Below are 16,713 nucleotides of genomic sequence, written 5' to 3' on the forward strand. Positions count from 1 at the left end.
GTCGTCGTGAGCAGCAGGCCATCCCGAGGCGCTGCTCGCCTCGCAGCCATACTCGACGCCCTCCCCGACGGCCTCGTGCTCGTCAACTGCAACGGCACGGTCGTCAACGCCAACACGATCGCCCTCGGCATGTTCGAGACGCCCGGCACCGCGCTCGTCGGCCGTGGCCTGCTCGATCTGCTGCCCGGCTTCGACTCGCGCCTCATCCCCGGCTCCATGCGCCGCCCCGAGGGCACCGACGAGCGGGGCCGCACCAAGCCGACCCGGATGATCGCCCGCCGCACGGACGGCGGCGAGTTCCCCGTCGAGGTGACCAGCGCCAGCCTGGAGGACGGCCGCGAGGCCTACGACTCGTACAGCGGCTACACCGGCGACGAGCTGCTCATGCTCGTCGTACGCGACCTCACCGGCACCCTCGACACCGAGGCCGAACTCGCCCGCTCGCAGCGCCAGACCGAGATGATCCTGCGCGCCGCGTCCGAGGGCGTCGTCGGCACGGACACCGACGGCAGGGTCGTCCTCGTGAACCCCGCCGCCGCGCAGATCCTCGGCTACCGCGCCGGTGAGCTCGGCGGCCAGGAGCTGCACCCGCTGATCCTCGCGACCCGCGCGGACGGCGAGCCCTTCCCGTACGAGGAGTCGCCGCTCGCCGACACCCTCAAGTCCGGGCGCAAGCACCGGGTGCGCGGGCAGGTGCTGTGGGCGAAGAAGGGCGACCGGGTGCCGGTCGACCTCACGACCGCTCCCGTCCGGGACGGCGACCAGCTCGTCGGCGCCGTGATGACGTTCACCGACCGCAGGCCGTACGAGCAGCTCGCCGAGGAGCACGCCGCCGAGCTCGCCGACCGTGCCGAGCGGCACGCGGCCGAGCGGGAGGCGCAGCAGGAGCGGTACGCCTCGCTGGCGGCCCGGCACGAGCAGCTGACCGCCGTCCTCGCCGAGTCGCTGCGCGGGCCGCTGGAGGAGCTGCGCACGCGCCTGGGCGCGCTGGCCGCGGACGACGCCGGGCAGCTGTGGCCCGAGGCCAACCAGGTGCTGCACCACCTGACCGCCGGATACGCCCGGATGACGGCGCTCGTGGACAACGTCCTCGGCTACCAGCGCCTGGACGCGGGCGCGGAGGAGCTCGACCGGCGGGTCTCGCTGCTCGACGGGGTCGTGACGGCCGGCATCGACGGGGCCGTCGAACTGATCGGGCCCGGCCGCGCGCAGTTCGCCGTGCACGCGCCGCCGATCGAGGCCGAGGTGGACCCGGAGCGGCTCGCGACCGCGCTCGCGCATCTCGTCGCGGACGTCGCCGGCGTCGACGCGACCGGCCAGAACCGGGCCGCCGTCCAGGGCGCGGGGCCGGTCGACTCCACGATCGTCGTCGCGGCGGCGCAGCGCGGAGACGTCGTACGCATCGAGGTCCGCGGCCCGTACGCGGGCGGCGACCCGGTCCACGGGCCGGTCGTCCGCGGGATCGTGGCGGCGCACGGCGGTGTCGTCCAGACCCACGAGGTGCCGGGGACGAGCGGCGGCGCGTACGTCCTCGAAGTCCCGCTCGGCGCCGGTCGGGGCACGGTCCCCGCACCTGCGAGTACTGCCGCGTCCGTCGCCATTGCCTCGTCCGCTTCCGCGTCTACGTCTGCGTCTGCGTCGCAGGACGCCGGTGCGCGGGAGATTCCCGCGCTGCCCGCGCAGGCCACGGGCGCTGAGGGCGAGACCTCGGGCGGCGGACGTCGCCGGGCCCGGCGCGCCTCCACGGACGCGTTCCTGGAGAGCCCGGTCGCCCCGGAGGGCACCGAGGCGGGCGGTCGCCGCCGTGCCCGTACGGGAGAGGCTCCCGGCCCCGCCGAGCTGATCCCGGCCCAGCAGAACGCCTCCGCCGACGGCACCGCCATGGCCGCGCTTCCCGCTTCCGCGCCTTCCGGTTCGCTTTCTTCCGGGCCCGCCGTCGAGCCCACCGGGCGCCGCCGTGGCCGTCCCGCCGAGGGGTCCGTGGTGACCGCCGCCGAGGGCGCGCAGGGGCGGGCCGCGCTGGGTGCCGCCGTGCCTCCGCAGGGGGTCACCGCGGCGGAGCACGTGAACGCGCCCGCGGCCTCGCACGGTCCTGCCCTGGCCCTGCCCGCCGTCGCCTCCGGCAGTGACGCGCCGGCGGCCCAGCCGAGCGGACGCCGCCGGCGGGCGCTCGCCGCCGCACAGGAGCGGGCCGCGGCGGCCGACGCCGGTCCCCGGACGCCGTTCGCGCTCCCGCCGGCCGACACCGACCGCCCCGATTCCGTTCCCGGTTCCGTCCCGGGCTCCATCCCCGGCTCCCTCCCGGGTTCTGTCCCGGATTCCCTCAGCGGGCCTGCCCCGGCTTTCGCCTCGGTTCCTGTGGCGGTTCCGGCCGCCGCGCTGCCCGTCTCCGACGAGGGGCAGCACGAGGCCGTACACGCTGTCCCCGGCTCCGACCACACGCCCCCGCAGCCCCATCCGCACCTCGCGCCGCAGCCGCTGCCTCTGCCGCAGCCCGAGCCGAGCGGGCGCCGCCGGGCCATGGCACCGCCTGCGCCCCTGCCGTCGTCGGCGACCCCGCTGCCCGCGCCGCAGGGCGGTACCGGTTCCGGGACGGGCACCGGCTCCGTACCGTTGCCGCCCGAGCTGCCCATGCCGAAGGACTCGACCCAGGGGCGGGCGTTCAGCGTGCGCACCCTCGGGCAGGGCGTGCCCTTCGTCCCGCCGGCCGCTCGGGCCGCGTCCGGCGCAGCCAGCGCATCCGGCGCGTCCGTCTCACCCGGCCCGTCCGTCGCGTCCGTCGCTCCCGCCACCCCGGCCGCCCCACTCGCTCCGGCCTCGGCGACCCCTGCGGCACCTGCGGCCGCTCCCGCCCCCGTAACCCCCGCCGTTCCGTCGGTGAGCGCGCCCTCCAACGGCTCCGGGCGGCGGCGGAAGCTCGCCACCCCGCCGGGGGTCGACCCGCCGGTCCCGGCGGCGTCGCCCGTACCGGCCGCCGCCGAGAGCACGGCCAAGCCGCACCCGCAGTCCTCCCCCGAGGCCGCGCTGGGGCTCGCCCCGGCCGCCCCCGAGGGCCGCGCCTACGCCATAGGGGCGCCCGCGGAGGGCTCCGCCGAAGGCCCCGAGCCCCTCGACGGGCCCGGTGGCGCGGTCGAGGTCGCCAACCGTCCCGCGCCGCGGCCCGTCGACGACGAGCTGCCCCCCGAGCCGCTCGACAACCCGCGCCGGCTGCTCGTCTGGCCCGCGCCCGACGTCACCACCCAGCAGGCCCTCAGCGACCGCGGCTACCGCCCGGTGATCGTGCACTCCCGCGAGGAGGTCGACGCCCAGATCGCCGCGTTCCCCGCCGCGCTCTTCGTCGACCCGCTGACCGGGCCCATCACCCGTACCGCACTCCAGTCGCTGCGCCAGGCCGCCGTCGCCGCCGAGGTGCCGGTGCTGCTCGCGGCCGGCCTCGGGCAGGCGACCCGGGAGGCCGCCTACGGCGCCGACCCGGCCGTGCTGCTCAAGGCGCTCGCGCCCCGCGACAGCGAGCAGCACCCGTCGCGGGTCCTGCTGATCGAGGAGCACGACGACATCGCGGAGGCGCTCGCCGCCACCCTGGAGCGGCGCGGGATGCAGGTCTCGCGGGCGGCCACGGACACCGAGGCGGTCGCGCTGGCCACGCAGACCCGGCCGAACCTCGTCGTGATGGACCTGATGCAGGTGCGCCGCCGACGCGCCGGGATCATCGACTGGCTGCGCGCGAACGGGCAGTTGAACCGCACCCCGCTCGTCGTCTACACCTCGGCCGACCTCGACGAGGAGGAGCTGCCCAAGCTGTCCTCCGGCGAGACGGTCCTCTTCCTCGCCGAGCGGTCGAACAGCACCGAGGTCCAGGCCCGGATCGTCGACCTGCTCGCGAAGATCGGCACCAACTAGGGCGTGTTTCGAAAGTCCCGTCTGCCGGGCGACGCCTGGCCTGCCCTTCGGGCAGACGACGCTACTTGCGAAACACGCCCTGCCCGAGAGGGCCGGTTGGTGCCGAGGGAGCGGCTACGACCGGGGCACTACAGCTCGGTCACGTCCAGCTCGCCCTCCGCGTACTGCTTGCGGATGACCTTCTTGTCGAACTTGCCGACGCTCGTCTTCGGCACCGCCGCCACGATCGCCCAGCGCTCCGGCAGCTGCCACTTGGCGACGCCGCCCTCACCGGCGAGGAAGGACCGCAGCGTCTCGTAGTCCGCCGTGGCGCCCTCCTTGAGGACGACCGTCGCGAGCGGCCGCTCGCCCCACTTCTCGTCCGGCACGGCGACGACGGCGGCCTCGGCGACCTCCGGGTGCGCCATGAGGGCGTTCTCCAGGTCGACGCTCGAGATCCACTCCCCGCCGGACTTGATGACGTCCTTCGCCCGGTCGGTGAGGGTGAGGTAGCCGTCGGGGCTGATCACGCCGACGTCGCCCGTCTTGAGCCAGCCGTCCTCGCTGAACTTGTCGGCCGGGCGGATCTCCTCGCCGTCGACACCGCCGAAGTACGAGCCCGCGATCCAGGTGCCGCGCACCTCCAGCTCGCCCGCCGACTCGCCGTCCCAGGGCAGGTGGTCGCCGCCGGGGCCGACGAGCCGTGCCTCCACACCGGCGGGGAAACGTCCCTGCGTGACGCGGTACGGCCACTCCTCCTCGGCGCTCAGCCCGGCCGGCGGGTGGGCCATCGTGCCCAGCGGGGAGGTCTCGGTCATGCCCCAGGCGTGGCAGAGACGGACACCGAGCCGGTCGTACGCCTCCATGAGGGAGGGCGGGCAGGCCGCGCCGCCGATGGTGACCTGGGCCATGGAGGAGAGGTCGCGGGGGTTCGCCGTGACCTCGGCGAGCAGGCCCTGCCAGATGGTGGGGACGGCCGCCGCGTGGCTCGGCCGCTCGCGCTCGATCATCTCGGCGAGCGGGGCCGGCTGGAGGAAACGGTCCGGCATGAGCATGTTAATGCCGGTCATGAAGGTGGCGTGCGGGAGGCCCCAGGCGTTGACGTGGAACTGCGGCACGACCACGAGGGTCGTGTCCTTGTCGGTCAGGGCCATCGACTCGGCCATGTTCACCTGCATGGAGTGCAGGTAGATCGAGCGGTGGGAGTAGACGACGCCCTTGGGGTCGCCGGTGGTGCCGGAGGTGTAACACATGGCGGCGGCGGAGCGCTCGTCCAGCTCCGGCCAGTCGTACGTGGTCGGGCGGCCGGCGATCAGCTCCTCGTAGTCGTGCACGCGCGGCGCGACGCCCTCCAGGCCGGAACGGTCCCCGGGGCCCGCGACCACGATGTGCTCGACCGTCGGAAGGTGCGGGAGCAGCGGAACGAGGAGCGGGAGCAGGGAGCCGTTGACGAGCACGACCCGGTCGGCGGCGTGGTTGACGATCCACACCAACTGCTCGGGGGGAAGACGGAGGTTGAGGGTGTGGAGGACCGCGCCCATGGAGGGAATCGCGAAGTACGCCTCCACGTGCTCCGAGTTGTTCCACATGAGCGTGGCGACCCGCTGGTCGCCGACGACCCCGAGTTCGTCGCGCAGGGCGTTGGCCAGCTGGTGCGCGCGGGCTCCGGCCTCCGCGAACGTGCGGCGGTGCGGCTCGGGCTCGCCCGTCCAGGTGGTGATGGTGGACTTTCCGTGGATCGTCATCCCGTGCTTGAGGATGCGGCTCACGGTCAGCTGTACGTCCTGCATGGTGCTGTACACGGGGCGTCCTCCCGGTGGGCGCTACGTGGCAGAAAGGGTGTGGAGATTCTGCGCACATACCACGCGGTATGTCACTACCCGGGAGTACGTAAATTGCCAGTGATCACTGGTGGGAGTCGCTCTTCCCGCACTTCCGCACCGGGTCAGCACGGGATCCGCACCGGCTTCTCGGCGGCTTCTCACCGTACGGGGGTCAGCTCCGGGTCCTCGCGAAGCTTGCCGAGCGCCCGGGACACCGCACTCTTGACCGTGCCGACGGAGACGCCGAGCACCTCGGCGGTCTGCACCTCGCTGAGGTCCTCGTAGTACCGCAGGACCACCATCTGACGCTGCCGCTCCGGCAGCTTCATCACCGCGCGCCACATCGCGTCGTGCAGCACCTGGCGGTCGGCCGGGTCGGGCTCCGGGAGGCCGGTCGGCTCCGGCAGCTCCTCGCAGACGAACTCGTCGACCTTGCGCTTGCGCCACTGCGACGTACGGGTGTTCAGCAGCGCGCGCCGGACGTAGCCGTCCAGGGCGCGGTGGTCCTCGATGCGCTCCCAGGCCATGAAGGTCTTGGCGAGCGCGGTCTGGAGGAGGTCCTCGGCGTCGCAGGGGTTGGCGGTCAGGGAGCGCGCCGTCCGCAGCAGCACGGGACCACGCGCCCGTACGTACGAGGAGAACGACGGGTACGGCACGTGGCCGAGGGCGGCCTTCGAGGCGCCGGTGCAGACGGGGCCAGAGGGTGGCGGAGTCATGACTCCACGCTAGAAGCGGACCGCGCCCGGCGGATCGGCCCCAGGTCCCGAACCGGGGTCCGCCTCAGGTTGGAGGAACGGCGACGCCCAGACCTCCTCTGGGTGGAGTCGCCCCGCCGGCGGGGTCAGGGTCGAGACCGGGTCGAACCAGGGTCGGGGCGAGGTTGAGGGGCGTCGGAGCGGTCGAGGGGCATCAGGGAGGTTGCGGTGCTCCGGAGAGGTTGTGGTGCTCCGGGGAGGGTGAGGTCCTTCCGTGCGGTCGGTCGTTCGGTCGGTCGGTCATCGGTCGGTCAGGTGCCCGCCTTCGTGACGCGGGCGACCGGCGCGTCCACCGCGCTGCGGTCGATCAGCATCCGGCGCCCTCCGTACGACTCGGCGACGTTTCCCGCGTACTGATGGATCCGGGCGTGCGGCATCCAGGCCTGGGGGTGCAGCGACGCCTCCGCGTACAGCGCGGGCGCGCCCCGCCAGCGCGCGAACCACAGCACGGACGGCAGGTCCTTCGTGCCCGCCTTCCGCGCGCCCTCGATGTGCCGGATCCCGGTCTCCGCGCTGCTGTAGTAGCCGGGCAGATAGCCGAGGCGCCGCACCTCGCGGTTCCAGGCGCGGACGAAGGACAGGGTGGTGGCGGCGCAGCGCGTGTCCTCCACCCGGAAGGCCTCGATGTCCAGGTAGAGCGGGCTGCTCGTGCCGATCCCCAGGGCCCGCGCCGCCCGCACCGCCTCGCCCGCCTCCTGGACACCCTGGCTCCAGGGGCTCGCGCCGATCGCGTACGGCCGCTTCGCGGCGGCGTGGACGCACGGCGCCTGGGAGCCGACGAAGAGCGGCAGCAGCCGCCAGCCCATGGCGTGGGCGGAGGCGATCCAGGTGGGGTTCAGCTCCTTCTGGGTGGGGCAGCCCCTCCCCCGGCCGCCGATGTAGACCCCGACGGCCCGGTACGGGGATCTGAGCCAGGCCTTCATCACCGCGAGGGACGGCGCCTCGCAGGTGTCGAAGGCCTTGCCCGCGAAGCGCGGCGCCGGCCCGGCCCCGGGCGCGCGGACGACGGACGGTTCGCCGGTGACGGAGGGTTCGCCGGTCACGGCGGGCGCGCTGATGACGGCGGGCGCGCCGACGAGGGTGGCGGGTCCGCCGACGGCGGGCGCGGCCAAGACGGGGGCCGTCGAGGCCGGGGCGGCCGGGACCGGGGCCACTGCCGAGGCCGGGCCCGTGAGGAGGGCCGCGCCGGCCACCGCCGCCGCCATCAGGGCCGTGATCACGGTCCGCGCCCCGGGAGGCGGCACGGGCCGTGCGTGCGGCGGGCGGACGGGCGAAGGCTGGGGCGGTACGGGAGTCGGTGACAGGGACGGTGACAGGGGCAGCGACCGAGACCGGGACTGTGACCGGGACCGGGACCGGGACGGCGAGGGTGGTGCGTTTGTGCTCATGGCGCGAGTGAAGAGCCGCCCGCCCCGCCCGGCCACCCCTGGAGCCTTCGCGTCAGCCGTCCGCGCCCAGGATCAACCCGGACGTGGGAACCCCCGTGCCCGCCGTGACCAGAGTCCGGGCCGCGCCGGGTATCTGGTTCACGGAGGTGCCGCGCAGTTGCCGCACCGCCTCCGCGATGCCGTTCATGCCGTGCAGATAGGCCTCGCCGAGCTGCCCTCCATGGGTGTTCAGCGGAATGGCGTCAGCCGCGACGAAGTCCGCCGCCTCCCCGGGGCCGCAGAAGCCGAACTCCTCCAACTGCATCAGTACGAACGGCGTGAAGTGGTCGTAGAGGATGGCCACGTCGATGTCGTCCGGCGTGAGGCCCGCCGTCCTCCAGAGCTGCCGGGCGACCACGCCCATCTCGGGCAGCCCGGTCAACTCGTCCCGGTAGAAGCTGGTCATGGCCTCCTGCTTACGCCCGGCGCCCTGCGCCGCCGCCAGGATCACGGCGGGCAGCCGGGGCAGATCGCGGGCGCGCTCGACGGAGGTGACGACGATCGCCTGGCCGCCGTCGGTCTCCTGGCAGCAGTCGAGGAGCCGCAGCGGCTCGACGATCCAGCGGGAGGCGGCGTGGTCGGCGAGGGTGATCGGCTTCCCGCGGAAGTACGCGGCGGGGTTGCGGGCCGCGTGCCGCCGGTCGGTCACGGCGACGTGGCCGAAGGCGTCCGGGGTCAGCCCGTAGGTGTGGAGGTACCGCTGGGCGGCCATGGCGACCCAGGAGGCCGGGGTGAGCAGCCCGAAGGGGAGCTGCCAGCCGAGCGCGGCGCCCTCGGCGGACGGCTCGCGCTGCTGGACGCCGGAGCCGAAGCGGCGCCCGGACCGCTCGTTGAACGCCCGGTAGCAGACGACGACTTCGGCGACCCCGCTCGCGACGGCGAGCGCGGCCTGCTGGACAGTGGCGCAGGCGGCCCCGCCCCCGTAATGGACGCGGGAGAAGAAGGACAGCTCGCCGATTCCGGCGGCCTGGGCGACGGTGATCTCGGGGTTGGTGTCCATGGTGAAGGTGACCAGGCCGTCGACGTCGCCCGGGGTCAGTCCGGCGTCGTCGAGGGCGGCCCGTACCGCTTCGACGGCGAGGGAGAGCTCGCTGCGGCCCGAGTCCTTGGAGAACTCCGTCGCCCCGATGCCGACGACCGCCGCCCGCCCGCCGAGGCTGTCCCTGGTGCGGACGCTCATCGCGCCACCTCCACGGTGACCGTCCCGGTGACGTGGTGACCCAGGCCGTTGGCCCCGACGACGCGGACCGTGGCCGTGTCGTCGGCCACCTCGGTGACCGTCCCGGTCAGGGTCATCGTGTCCCCGGGGTAGTTGGGGGCGCCGAGCCGGATCGCGACCCTGCGGAGGACCGCCCGGGGGCCGAAGTGGTCGGTGATGTACCGGCCGACGAGCCCGTTGGTCGTGAGGATGTTCATGAAGATGTCCGGGGAGCCCTTCTCCCGGGCCAGTTCGGCGTCGTGGTGCACGTCCTGGTAGTCGCGGGAGGCCACGGCCCCGGCGACGATCAGGGTGCGGGTGACCGGGATCGTCAGCGGCGGCAGCTCTTCTCCGGGCTTCATGACGGGTCTCCCTTCGCGAGCAGGTCGCCGAGTTCGGCGAGGAGTTCGGTGCCGCTGCCCAGATAGGCGTCGAGCTGGCGGCCCCACAGGAAGTGCCGGTGGACGGGGTGGTCGAGGTCGGCGCCCATGCCGCCGTGGAGGTGCTGTCCGGTGTGCACGACCCGCTTGCCCGCCTCGGACGCCCACCAGGCCGCGGTCAGCGCCGCTTCGGTGGCGTCCAGCCCCTCGTCGTACCGCCAGGCCGCCTCGTAGGACGTGACCCGGATGGCCTCGATGTCCATGTGGGCGTCGGCGGCACGCAGCTGGACCGCCTGGTGGGTGGAGAGCGGGCGCCCGAACTGCTCCCGTACGGAGGCGTACTCGACGGCCCTGGCGAGGGACCCCGCGCACACCCCGGCCTGAAGCCCGGCGAAGGCGACCCGGGCGGCGACCAGCACGTCCGCGTAGGCGCCGGGGCGGGCGGAGGCGGCGGGGGCGGGTTCGTAGCCGGGACCGGAGCTGGGACCGGAGCCGGGGCCCGAGCCGGGACCGGAGCCAGGGCCCGAGTCGGGACCGGAGCCAGGGCCGGAGCCGGCGCCGGAGCCCGAATCGGTCCCCAGTCGCTCCCCCGCCGTGCCGTCGAGTACGAGCCGCCCGGCGGACCAGGGCGCGGTGAGCTCGACGGCCTCGGTCCGGGCCGCGTCCTCGGTGCGGACGAGCCACAGTCCGCGCTCCGCGTCCGGGACGAGGACATGCGTGGCGTCCCTCAGCCACGGCACCCAGTCGACGGTCCCGCTGAGCCGCCCCTCCTGCGCCGCCACCCCACCGGTCGCGGGGACCGATCCGGTCGCCGTGACGCCGCCGGTCGCGGGGAAGGCGCCCGTCACCACCGTCGTCCCGTCGCGGAGGCCCGGCAGGAGCCGGGCGCGCTGCTCGTCGGTGCCGTGCCGGGCGACGGCGAGGATCCCGTACACGCAGGTCGCGGCGAACGGTACCTGCGCGGTCCTGCGTCCCTGCTCCTCCAGGAGGAGGACGAGGCCGAGCAGCCCGGTGTCCTCGACGGCGCCGGGGAGACCGGCCGCGCAGAGGGCCTTCCACAGCTCGGCGTCGCTGCCGGTGCCGGCGGCCGCGAGCCGCTCGTGGGTGGCGAGGTCGCCGAAGATCCGCGCGGCCAGTTCCCGGGCGGCCTCCTGCTCCTCGGTGGGGGTGAAGTCCATGTCAGCCCTCCCCTCCCGCGCGGAAGACGGGGAGCTCCAGCTCGTCGTCGACCCGCAGGAACTCCAGCCGCACCGGCATCCCGATCCGGACCTTGTCGTACGGCACGCCCACCACGTTGCTGACCATCCGTACGCCCTCGGCCAGTTCGATCAGCCCGACCGCGTACGGAGGGTCGAAGGCCGGGAAGGGCGGGTGGTGCATCACCACGTACGAGTACACGGTCGCTTCTCCGCTCGCCTCGACCGTGTCCCACTCCGGCGAACCGCACTCGGCGCACCCCGGCAGCCAGGGGAAGCGCAGACTCGCGCAGGCGCCGCAGCGCTGGATGAGCAGCCGGTGCTCGGCCACGCCCTCCCAGAATCCGGCGTTGTCCCGGTTGACGACCGGGCGGGGCCGCCGCGGCCTCGGGGCCGCCGGGGCGGCAGGCTCCGACGTCTGCCTGGGAGGTTCTGCCACGGGCTCCGAGGTCCGCCGGTCGTCGGGCTTCGGGGGGCGTCCGGCAGGCGCGTACTTGAGGATCCGGAAGCGGTGGGTGCCCGCGAGCTCGCCGTCCGCCAGGACGTCCATCCGGGTCGTGACGAAGTGCCCGGTCCCGAGCTTGGTCGTCTTGCGCGGCGACACGGACTCGATGACGGCATCGAAGGTGATCACGTCCCCCGGCCGCAGCGGACGGAGGTACTCCTGCTCGCAGTCGGTCGCGACGACCGAGGTGTATCCGGCGCCGTCGAGGAGCGCGGACAGCTCCTCGTACGCCACGGAGCGGTCCGCGTGCCCGGAGAGGCCGCCCATGGTCCACGCCTGGAGCATGGTGGGCGGCGCGACCGCCCCCGGCCCCTCGTACGCCGGATGGGCGTCGCCCATGGCCTCACACCAGTGCCGGATCATGGGCAGGTTGACCGGATCCTTGCCGATCCCGGCGGTGGCGGCGGACCGCCCCTCGTAGACGGCGAGCCGCTCGTGGAACTCGTCCGGCGGCGTGCCCGGTGCCGTCTCCGTACCGCTCATCGCCGCCCCCTCCCCTTCATGCCGAGCCGCATCCTCGCGACGATCTCGCGCTGCACCTCGCTCACCCCTCCCCCGAAGGTGTTGATCTGCGCGGCCCGGTTCATGCGCTCCAGCTCGCCGCCGTCGAACTCCCCTGGCGACCCCGCTCGCACCGTCCCCGCCCCGCCCGCGATCTCCTGACATATTCGATACACCTCGACCGCCGATTCGGTTCCCGCGAACTTCACGCCGCTCGCGTCCCCCGGGGCCAGCCGGCCGGCCCCCACGTCGCCCACCAAACGCCAGTTCAGCAGGCGTGTCGCCGCCAGCCGGGCATGCGCTTCGGCAGCCCGGATCCGAATCCACGGCTCGTCAACACGACGCCTGCCCGTCACTGGATCGGGGGTACGCGCCCGGTCGAGCGCCGCGGCGAAGAAGTCCTCGGCCTGCATGCCGATCGCGGCGAGCGCGACCCGCTCGTGGTTGAGCTGCTCGGTGATCAGCCCCCAGCCGCCGTGCTCCGGACCGACGAGGTTCCCGGCGGGGACCCGGATCCCGTCGTAGTAGGTGGCGGTCGTCGTCAGCCCGCCGACGGTCGCGATCGGGGTCCAGGAGAAACCGGGCGCGTCGGTGGGGACGAGGACGATGGAGATACCCCGGTGCGGCGGCGCGTCGGGGTCGGTGCGGCAGGCGAGCCAGATCCAGTCGGCGTTCTGGGCGTTGGAGGTGAAGATCTTCTGCCCGTCGATCAGCCAGTCCGCCCCGCCGCCCCCCGCTCCCCCACTCGGGCCACCGTCCCCGCCCCCGGCCGCGGCCCCGGCCCCGCCGCCGGCCGCGGACCCGTCCCGTACCGCCCGGGTCCGCAGGGAGGCGAGGTCCGTGCCGGCCTCGGGCTCGCTGTAGCCGATGGCGAAGACGATCTCGCCGCGCAGGATCCGGGGCAGGAAGTAGGTCTTCTGCTCGTCGGTCCCGTACCGCATGAGGGTGGGGCCGACGGTATTGAGCGTGACCATGGACACGGGGGCGCCCGCCCGGTAGGCCTCGTCGAAGAAGACGAACTGCTCGTCGGGGCCGCGCCCCTGACCGCCGTACTCCTCGGGCCAGCCGAGGCCCAGCAGCCCGTCGGACCCGATCCGACGGAGCAGCCGACGCTGGGCGGCGGCGTCGTCGGGGGGAGGCGGGCCGTCGGGCATCACCTCGCGGAAGTACGCGCGGAGTTCGGCGCGCAGCCGCAGCTGCCGCTCGGTCGGGGCGAGGTGCACGGCGACGGCCTCCCGTGGGACGACTGAGGTTTCTGACTGTCCGTCAGGTTTAGGACCCCTGTCAAGGTCGGCGACCGCACGCGCCGGGCGCGGAGATGCGGGACGGCCCGCACGCCGGTACCGAAGTACCGGCGTACAGGCCGTTGTTCACACCGCGGTCACGCCCCCCGTCGGGCCGGCTCCCGTGCTGCTGCCGACTACCACCACGGGTAGAAGTTCACCACCGCGTTCGACTGGTTGATGTGGGTGAACGCGGAGCCGTTCACGCTGGCCGTGTTGTTCTGGTTGGAGGCACCGGAACCGGTCGCCACCTGCTGCGTGGTGGTCGAGTTTCCGTTGTTGTCCCCACCCACACCACTGCCGATGATCGTGGCGACGCTCGTGTTCGATCCGTCGTCCGCGAACCCACCGTTGTCGGCCTGGGCCACCCCGGTGAAGAGCGCGGCGGCGAGGGGCAGGGCGGCGGCAGCGGCGAGGACGCGGGCGGTACGGATGCTTGCCATGTCTGTTCCTCCGGGAACTGAAACTGATGCTTTGCACGGAACTGCTTCGAGAACTTCTCTGAACTACAGCCATGACCTGGGCAGTTGGCCGACCGCCTCGGTCGTTGTGCTCGACGTCGCGACTCCAGAGTTGCCCACCGAATCCCCGTCGAACCACCCCGGAGCGGCTTATTCCCCCGCAAGCGTGAGGACAGACTGATAAACCCCGGCGAAGCGAGAACGGCGCAGCTCAACCGGTCGAAGAAGGATGCGCGACCAGGAGAATCCGTGCGCGGTAAGGGAGGAAGCGTTCCGGCAGATTTTCCGCCAATCCTTCTCTCGGAAAGACGGCTCGGCGCGTCCCGAGAGCGAGGAATTCGAACGAATTGACCGCTCGGGCAGAGATGTTCGCCTGCTCTACGAGAGGTCCGGCCTGCCGACCGCCGCCTCGAAGGCCGCGTACGCCCCCGCGTCGAACAGTACGAACCGCACTTCCTCCACCTCGGTACGGGCGGCCCGTACGGTCTCCACGGCGATCCGGGCCCCGTCGTCCATCGGCCAGCCGTAGATCCCGGTGGAGATGGCCGGGAACGCGACCGTGTGGTCCCCCAGCTCGTCGGCGACCCGGAGGGATTCTCGATAGCAGGAGGCCAGCAGCGACGACCGGTCCTCGTCCGGCGACCAGACCGGCCCCACGGTGTGGATCACGTGCCGGGCCGGCAGCCGCCCCGCGGTGGTCGCCACGGCGCGGCCCGTCGGCAGGCCCTTGCCGTAGTGGGAGCGCCGGAGGTCCTGGCAGGCGGCGAGGATCTCCGGCCCGCCCTTCCGGTGGATGGCCCCGTCGACACCACCACCCCCGAGGAGCGACGAGTTCGCGGCGTTGACCACGGCGTCCGCCGCCTCGGCGGTGATGTCACCCTGAACGAGCACGATCCGCACCATGCCAAGAGTCCCTTCCCACGGTTGGTTTCCCGGCCCCGGACCCTACGCGGGGGCGCCGTCGCCGTACCGACGCCAGTCGTCGCGCCCTCCCCGACGCCCTGCCCATGCGAAAGGGGCGCCTCGTGAGAGACGCCCCTTTCGATCAGCAGAACCGCTGATCCGCTGCGGTGGGTGTGGGATTTGAACCCACGGTGACATCGCTGCCACGACGGTTTTCAAGACCGTTCCCTTAGGCCGCTCGGGCAACCCACCCTCGCCCCGGCCCACCTGGGGTGGAGCGGGCTACAGCGTACCGGCTGGGGAGCGGGTGGGGCCGGGTCGGCCGGGGAGGGGGCTGGATCAGAGTCCCTTGTTCACAAGATCTCCACATATGGGTTTCGCGGCGTGCGTCGCGCGATTCCCGAAGGGTTGCAGGGTGCACGGCACGATCGACGGCTTCAGCTACGGCATGATCACACCCCTGGTGGGTTATGTGATGGCCTGCCTGGGAAGCGCCCTGGGCCTGCGCTGCACGGTCAGATCGCTCAGTACCGACCTTGGGCGGAAGCCCGGTTGGCTGGCGCTCGGCGCGGCCTCGATCGGGTGCGGCATCTGGACGATGCACTTCATCGCCATGCTCGGCTTCCAGGTGCGGGAGACCCCGATCGGCTCGGTGTCGCCGGCATGCACTACCTGGGCATGGCGGCCATGCGGATGAACGGGCAGGTCTACTACTCCCCCGCCGTCGTCGTCCTGTCCGTGGTCATCGCCGTCGTCGCGGCGACCGCCGCGCTGTGGGCGGCCGTCTCGATCCGCGGCTTCCTCGCCAGCCTCGACGCCAGTGTCGTCATGGGCGACGACGAGCCGCGCCGGCGCACGCACTGGAGGGGCGCTCCGGGGACCCAGGGCACCCAGGGTGGCGAGTTCGGCGCGTCCCGGATCGACATCGGGGACATCGGGATGGAGGGCGGGGGAACGTACTCGTGGGAGACGAAGGCCGAGACCCTCTCCTCGTCTTCCTCTTCCTCTTCGTCTTCGTCTTACTCGTCCTCGTCCTCGCTTCCTCCTCGTCTTCCTCCTCGTCTTCCTCCTCGTCTTCCTCCGACGGGCCGCGGTGGTCGTGACGCATCGCGCATGACGACGGAAAAGGGGGAGGGGAGCACCTGATGCCGGTGCTCCCCTCCCCCTTTTTCCCTAGCTGTCGCCCGTGCGTTCGCCGAGGGTGACGGTGGCCGTGGACGCCTTCCCGTCACGTTCGTAGGTGATCTTGACCGAGTCGCCCGGCTTGTGGGTCCAGATCTCGCTGATGAGCGTCGGGCCGCTGTCGATCGCGTGGCCTCCGAAGCCCGTGATCACGTCGCCGGCCTTGAGGCCCGCCTTCGCCGCCGGGCCGTTCGGCGTGACCGAGGCCGTACCGCCGGTGCCCTGGGACGCGATCGTCGCGCCCTGGCCCTGCTCCGTCATGTTCACGGTCGCGCCGATCACCGGGTAGACCGGCTTGCCCGTCTTGATCAGCTGCTGGGCGACGTTGTTCGCCTGGTTGACCGGGATCGCGAAGCCGAGGCCGATCGAGCCCGCCTGGGACTGGCCGAAGCCGCTTCCGGTGGACTGGATCGCCGAGTTGATGCCGATGACCGCGCCGCTCGCGTCGAGCAGCGGGCCGCCGGAGTTGCCCGGGTTGATCGAGGCGTCGGTCTGCAGGGCACTCATGTACGAGTTGCCGCCGCCCGAGCCGTCACCCGAGGCGACCGGGCGGTTCTTGGCGCTGATGATGCCCGTCGTCACCGTGTTCGACAGACCGAAGGGCGCGCCGATCGCGATCGTCGAGTCGCCGACCGCCACCTGGTCGGAGTTGCCGAGAGGCAGCGGCTTCAGCCCCTTCGGAGCGCTCTTCAGCTTCAGGACGGCCACGTCGTAGCCCTGGGCCCGGCCGACGACCTCCGCGTCGTACGTCTTGCCGTCGGAGAAGGTCACGGAGAGCGTGCCGCCTTCCGCCGCCGACGCCACCACGTGGTTGTTGGTGACGATGTGGCCCTCCTGGTCGTACACGAAGCCGGTGCCCGTGCCGCCCTCGCTCTCGCCCTGCGCCCCGCCGGACTTCGCCTGGATCGTGACCACGCTCGGCAGCGCCTTCGCCGCGACCGCGGCGACCGTCCCCGGGTCGCGCTTGAACGACGCCGGAGCCTCGCCCGAGGTGACCGTGGTCGAGCCGATGCCGTCGCCGCCGCGCTGGGCCGCCCAGTAGCCGATGCCGCCGCCGACACCGCCCGCGACGAGCGCCGCGACGAGGACCGCCGCCACGAGGCCGCCGGTCCGCTTGCGGGGCGCCTGGGGAGCGAGGGGTACGGGCGGGAGCGGGGCGCCCCAGGCCGGTACGGCCGGCGGGGGCGGCGGCCAGCCACCGGCTCCGGCCGCCGCCGGAG

General features: G+C 73.2%; 12 protein-coding genes, 1 tRNA gene and 1 pseudogene. 2 read left to right on the forward strand and 12 right to left on the reverse strand.

Features of this window, described 5'->3' with window-relative positions:
* The first annotated feature begins 6 nt into the window (after positions 1 to 6).
* A complete protein-coding gene (locus ACWFR1_RS25430; protein WP_453554869.1) occupies positions 7 to 3,900 on the forward strand; it encodes a PAS domain-containing protein in 3,894 nt (1,297 codons plus the stop codon).
* A 128-nt stretch (positions 3,901 to 4,028) separates the two neighbouring features.
* Here the strand turns inward: ACWFR1_RS25430 and ACWFR1_RS25435 are convergent, their stop codons facing one another.
* The 11 genes from ACWFR1_RS25435 to ACWFR1_RS25485 form a co-directional block, all read right to left on the reverse strand.
* Positions 4,029 to 5,681, reverse strand: coding sequence for a long-chain fatty acid--CoA ligase (locus ACWFR1_RS25435; RefSeq protein ID WP_453554871.1), 1,653 nt, complete (start codon positions 5,679 to 5,681; stop codon positions 4,029 to 4,031).
* Positions 5,682 to 5,860: 179 nt separating this feature from the next.
* Positions 5,861 to 6,418: a SigE family RNA polymerase sigma factor gene (locus ACWFR1_RS25440; protein WP_453554873.1), complete on the reverse strand. Its 558-nt coding sequence runs from the start codon at positions 6,416 to 6,418 to the stop codon at positions 5,861 to 5,863.
* Between the two features lie 290 nt (positions 6,419 to 6,708).
* Positions 6,709 to 7,677, reverse strand: coding sequence for a glycoside hydrolase domain-containing protein (locus ACWFR1_RS25445; RefSeq protein WP_453554875.1), 969 nt, complete (start codon positions 7,675 to 7,677; stop codon positions 6,709 to 6,711).
* Between the two features lie 220 nt (positions 7,678 to 7,897).
* Entirely contained in the window at positions 7,898 to 9,064 is a 1,167-nt protein-coding gene (locus ACWFR1_RS25450; RefSeq protein ID WP_453554877.1) for a lipid-transfer protein, read from the reverse strand.
* Positions 9,061 to 9,444 carry a MaoC family dehydratase gene (locus ACWFR1_RS25455; RefSeq protein ID WP_453554879.1) on the reverse strand — a complete coding sequence of 128 codons (384 nt, stop codon included), beginning with the start codon at positions 9,442 to 9,444 and terminating at the stop codon, positions 9,061 to 9,063. The genes ACWFR1_RS25450 and ACWFR1_RS25455 overlap by 4 nt, the downstream gene beginning before the upstream one ends.
* Positions 9,441 to 10,640 carry an acyl-CoA dehydrogenase family protein gene (locus ACWFR1_RS25460; protein ID WP_453554881.1) on the reverse strand — a complete coding sequence of 400 codons (1,200 nt, stop codon included), beginning with the start codon at positions 10,638 to 10,640 and terminating at the stop codon, positions 9,441 to 9,443. The genes ACWFR1_RS25455 and ACWFR1_RS25460 overlap by 4 nt, the downstream gene beginning before the upstream one ends.
* Before the next feature lies 1 nt (position 10,641).
* Positions 10,642 to 11,646 carry a bifunctional MaoC family dehydratase N-terminal/OB-fold nucleic acid binding domain-containing protein gene (locus tag ACWFR1_RS25465; protein ID WP_453554883.1) on the reverse strand — a complete coding sequence of 335 codons (1,005 nt, stop codon included), beginning with the start codon at positions 11,644 to 11,646 and terminating at the stop codon, positions 10,642 to 10,644.
* Entirely contained in the window at positions 11,643 to 12,887 is a 1,245-nt protein-coding gene (locus ACWFR1_RS25470) for an acyl-CoA dehydrogenase family protein (protein WP_453554885.1), read from the reverse strand. The genes ACWFR1_RS25465 and ACWFR1_RS25470 overlap by 4 nt, the downstream gene beginning before the upstream one ends.
* A gap of 197 nt (positions 12,888 to 13,084) precedes the next feature.
* Positions 13,085 to 13,390, reverse strand: coding sequence for a hypothetical protein (locus ACWFR1_RS25475; RefSeq protein WP_024759380.1), 306 nt, complete (start codon positions 13,388 to 13,390; stop codon positions 13,085 to 13,087).
* Between the two features lie 396 nt (positions 13,391 to 13,786).
* Positions 13,787 to 14,311 (reverse strand): O-acetyl-ADP-ribose deacetylase, encoded by a 525-nt coding sequence (locus tag ACWFR1_RS25480; RefSeq protein WP_453554887.1) that lies wholly within the window; start codon positions 14,309 to 14,311, stop codon positions 13,787 to 13,789.
* A 165-nt stretch (positions 14,312 to 14,476) separates the two neighbouring features.
* Positions 14,477 to 14,563 (reverse strand) — tRNA-Ser (locus tag ACWFR1_RS25485).
* Between the two features lie 163 nt (positions 14,564 to 14,726).
* On the opposite strand from ACWFR1_RS25485, the pseudogene ACWFR1_RS25490 reads away from it, so the two are divergent.
* Positions 14,727 to 15,145, forward strand: a pseudogene (locus tag ACWFR1_RS25490) (MHYT domain-containing protein); the annotation flags it as partial.
* A 339-nt stretch (positions 15,146 to 15,484) separates the two neighbouring features.
* Here the strand turns inward: ACWFR1_RS25490 and ACWFR1_RS25495 are convergent.
* A partial coding sequence (locus ACWFR1_RS25495; protein WP_453554889.1) for a S1C family serine protease occupies positions 15,485 to 16,713 on the reverse strand: 1,229 nt, incomplete at its 5' end.

The organism is Streptomyces sp. NPDC055103 (genome assembly GCF_053607625.1).

What these genes read in the sequence shown, in the direction of transcription:
- ACWFR1_RS25440 (WP_453554873.1), bottom strand. Translation starts at nt 6,418, where the DNA reads ATGACTCCGCCACCCTCTGGCCCCGTCTGCACCGGCGCCTCGAAGGCC.
- ACWFR1_RS25450 (WP_453554877.1), bottom strand. Translation starts at nt 9,064, where the DNA reads ATGAGCGTCCGCACCAGGGACAGCCTCGGCGGGCGGGCGGCGGTCGTC.
- ACWFR1_RS25455 (WP_453554879.1), bottom strand. Translation starts at nt 9,444, where the DNA reads ATGAAGCCCGGAGAAGAGCTGCCGCCGCTGACGATCCCGGTCACCCGC.
- ACWFR1_RS25460 (WP_453554881.1), bottom strand. Translation starts at nt 10,640, where the DNA reads ATGGACTTCACCCCCACCGAGGAGCAGGAGGCCGCCCGGGAACTGGCC.
- ACWFR1_RS25465 (WP_453554883.1), bottom strand. Translation starts at nt 11,646, where the DNA reads ATGAGCGGTACGGAGACGGCACCGGGCACGCCGCCGGACGAGTTCCAC.
- ACWFR1_RS25475 (WP_024759380.1), bottom strand. Translation starts at nt 13,390, where the DNA reads ATGGCAAGCATCCGTACCGCCCGCGTCCTCGCCGCTGCCGCCGCCCTG.
- ACWFR1_RS25480 (WP_453554887.1), bottom strand. Translation starts at nt 14,311, where the DNA reads ATGGTGCGGATCGTGCTCGTTCAGGGTGACATCACCGCCGAGGCGGCG.